This window comes from Streptomyces sp. NPDC104309, from assembly GCF_055584025.1.
Window position 1 is genome coordinate 1 of sequence record NZ_JBVJMV010000123.1, and the last position, 3,153, is coordinate 3,153.

A 3,153-nucleotide genomic window follows, 5' to 3' on the forward strand; every position below is an offset into this window, starting at 1 on the left:
GGATCCCGCCGACCGAGCCGGAGGTCGGGACGCTGTTCACCGGCTGGGGCGGTGAGCTGGCCACCTGCCGCAAGTTCGCCCCGACCGCCAGGAACTACACCGCCTCCAAGCTGATGTCCCAGGTCGGCCTGCGGGTCAGCGAGGCATGCAAGCTCGACCTGGCCGACATCAAGTGGGACCTGGGACGCTTCGGCAAGCTCCATGTCCGCCACGGCAAGGGTGCCCGCGGCTCAGGCCCGCGTGAGCGGATGGTGCCGCTGATCAACGGCGCCGACCGCACGCTGCGGTGGTTCATCGAGGATGTCTGGGGCCAGTTCGACGAGGACCACACCCGCCCCGGCGCCCCTTTGTTCCCCTCCGAGCGCAAGAATGCCGACGGCTCCTCGCGCCGGGTCGGCGACGACGCCCTGCGCAACGGACTCGACAACGCGGTCGAGGCTCATCTTCCGGGCTGGACAGGCAAGTTGACGCCGCATGTTCTGCGGCATTTCTGCGCGTCTCAGCTCTATGGGAACGGATTGGACTTGCTCGCAATTCAGGAGGTTCTAGGGCATTCCTGGATCGCCACGACGATGCGATACGTCCACGTCCAGCAGACCCGGGTCGAGGACGCCTGGGTCGCCGGGACCGAGCGGGCCGCGAAGCGGCTGGAAGGGCTGATCCGATGAGGTGGAACCTGCGGCTGACCGCCGCGAACAAGGGTATCTGGAAGGCATCCGAGCTCCACCGGAGCCTTGCCGAGCACGGGTTGGTCATCTCGGCCGGGAAGATGTCCGGGCTGTGGTCCGGCCAGCCGGTCTCCCTCAAGCTCGATGACCTGGACGTCGTCTGCGTCGTCCTCGGCTGCGAGATCGGCGACCTGCTGATCCCCGAACCGGAAAAGGTCACCCGCCCCGGCGAGGAGACCGGCCAGCAGGCCGCCACCGCGTCCGGTCCGGCCCCGGCGGTGGTCCCGCGCCGACGGGACGGCCGGTCGCTGCCGCCGCTGTGACCGGGCGGGACCGGGGACGAGAAGGCCGTGCTGGAACCTCATAGCTGCTCGAACTGCCTGGCCTGGGGCCTGTTGTTCATGCGGTGGTGCGGAGGCTGCAACTCCTTCGCCCGCCCCGGCCCGCACGCGCCGTGCGCCAGCTGCCGCCAACACGGCCCGCTGCGGAAGGGGTACTGCCGCCTGTGCTGGCACCAAGCGCGTACGGACGCCGCGACCACCGGCGCGAAAGCGGAGGCGCTGCTGCCCGAACTGCGGTATCACCAGCTGTTCTTCGCTCATATGGCCCCGCTGTGGGAACGAGCCCCACGGCTGCGGCAGCCTCAGTACGAGCACCGCGGACGCCCCCGCAAGCCCGTCCCGCCCCCGGCATCGCCGCCCGGCGGCTGGCTCCAGCCCGCCCTCTTCCCGGTCTGCCGCGACCTCACCCGCATCGACCCCGACCAGTACGAGGGCCCGGACAACCCTTGGCTGGCCTGGGCCCGCCATAGCGCCCACCGTCTCGGCGAGGCCCGCGGCTGGCCCCGCAAGACCCGCCTCGGCGTGGACAAAGCCCTGATCACCTTGATGTCCCGGCATGTCGGCGGGGACGTCGTGCGGTACTCCGAACTCCACCCGGCTCTGCGGCCCCGCCGACTGAACATGGAGCTGACCATCGAGGTCCTCGACCAGATCGGCGTGTTCCTCGACGATCGGATGCCGTCGTTCGAGACGTGGCTGGAGCGCAAGCTCGACGGCATCGCCCCCGGGATCCGCCGCGATGTCGAGCACTGGGTCCGGCTCCTGCACGACGGCGGCCCCCGGTCCCAGGCCCGCGACGAGAACACCGTCTGGAACTACCTCAACCGCATCCGTCCTCTCCTGGTGGAATGGTCCTCCCACTACGATCACCTGCGCGAAGTGACCCGTGAAGATGTCCTGGCCCACCTCGACACCCTCCACGGCTGGCGGCGCCAGCACACGCTCACCGTGCTGCGGTCGCTGTTCGGCCGGGCGAAGAAGAACGGCACCATCTTCAAGAACCCGACCAGCCGCATCCGCGTCGGCCAGCGCGAGCACGGCATCATCCAGCCCTTGGAGCCCGAGCACATCGAGAACTCGGTCGCTGCGGTCACCAGGCCGGCGGACCGCCTGGTTCTTGCCCTCGCCGCGGTCCACGCGGCCCGGTCCGGCGCGATCCGCCGCCTTCAACTCGACGACCTCGACATCGGCAACCGGAAACTGACGGTCGACGGCCGAGTCCGTCCTCTGGACGAGCTGACGCTGCAAGTCGCCCGCGAGTGGCTGGACTTCCGGCGCCGCCGCTGGCCCGACACCGCCAACCCGCACCTGCTGATCAACAAGATCACCGCCCTGGGAACCGGCTCCATCAGCCAGGTCTCCCTCACTGCACCGCTTCGGGGCCAGGCCGCCACCCTGGAACAGCTCCGCGTCGACCGGCAGCTCGAAGAAGCCCTCGTCCATGGCCCCGATCCGCTCCACCTCGCCGAGGTCTTCGGCCTGGACGAGAAGACCGCGATCCGCTACGCGAACTCCGCACGGGCGCTGCTGGAGCAGCCCGTCGAACAAACCTGTGAGAACTGACCGTGGCCTTCTGCCATTCTGCCTGTCATGTCCGCACGAAATCGAAGACTGCCCCGGCACCGCGCCTGGCCACTGACCACCACCGACATCAACGAGTGTCTCGGCCCTTACATGAGCCGCGTCACGGACCTGCGGTTCCTCACGGGACATGACAGCGGGACCATCGTCCTGGGAGCAGAATGGATCGCTCCGATCCCCCGCAACTACGGCCGCAGCATGCACCCGGACATGGTCGGCTTCCGCATAGACGTCCACCCAGTCGATGCCACTGAACGTGCTGCCAACCGCGCTGTTCTACGGGCGCAGGCCCTCCCGCAACTCCACGAATGGATCACACAGGCGATCGCTGCCGACGAGACCTGGCAATTGACTCCTCACCAGCACTACTGGCGGCTCACCGACGGCCACCTCACGCACCGCGACGAAGCGTGAACCGAGCCCGGACGGGCGCGCACTCCCTACGTCAGCGAGGCCACACGCGCGGGTTCACAACGAACCCAAGAGGCCGCACCCGGGAACAGGACACCCACCCCTCGGGTTCCCGCCGAGAAACCTTCAGTTCCCCTGAACTCACGGGACTC

At 68.7% G+C, this 3,153-nt stretch carries 4 protein-coding genes; all 4 read left to right on the forward strand.

Translation table 11 applies throughout. The features are described from left to right. Window positions 1-668 (forward strand): tyrosine-type recombinase/integrase (locus tag ACZ68L_RS46680; protein WP_469590982.1); only part of this gene is annotated, 668 nt, incomplete at its 5' end. Further along, a complete protein-coding gene (locus ACZ68L_RS46685; protein ID WP_469590984.1) occupies window positions 665-991 on the forward strand; it encodes a helix-turn-helix domain-containing protein in 327 nt (108 codons plus the stop codon). The genes ACZ68L_RS46680 and ACZ68L_RS46685, both read left to right, overlap by 4 nt. Window positions 992-1,018: 27 nt before the next feature. After that, window positions 1,019-2,572: a hypothetical protein gene (locus tag ACZ68L_RS46690; RefSeq protein WP_469590985.1), complete on the forward strand. Its 1,554-nt coding sequence runs from the start codon at window positions 1,019-1,021 to the stop codon at window positions 2,570-2,572. A 27-nt stretch (window positions 2,573-2,599) separates the two neighbouring features. Then, on the forward strand, window positions 2,600-3,004 hold the full coding sequence (locus ACZ68L_RS46695) for a hypothetical protein (RefSeq protein ID WP_469590987.1): 405 nt from the start codon (window positions 2,600-2,602) through the stop codon (window positions 3,002-3,004). The last annotated feature ends 149 nt before the right edge of the window (window positions 3,005-3,153 follow it).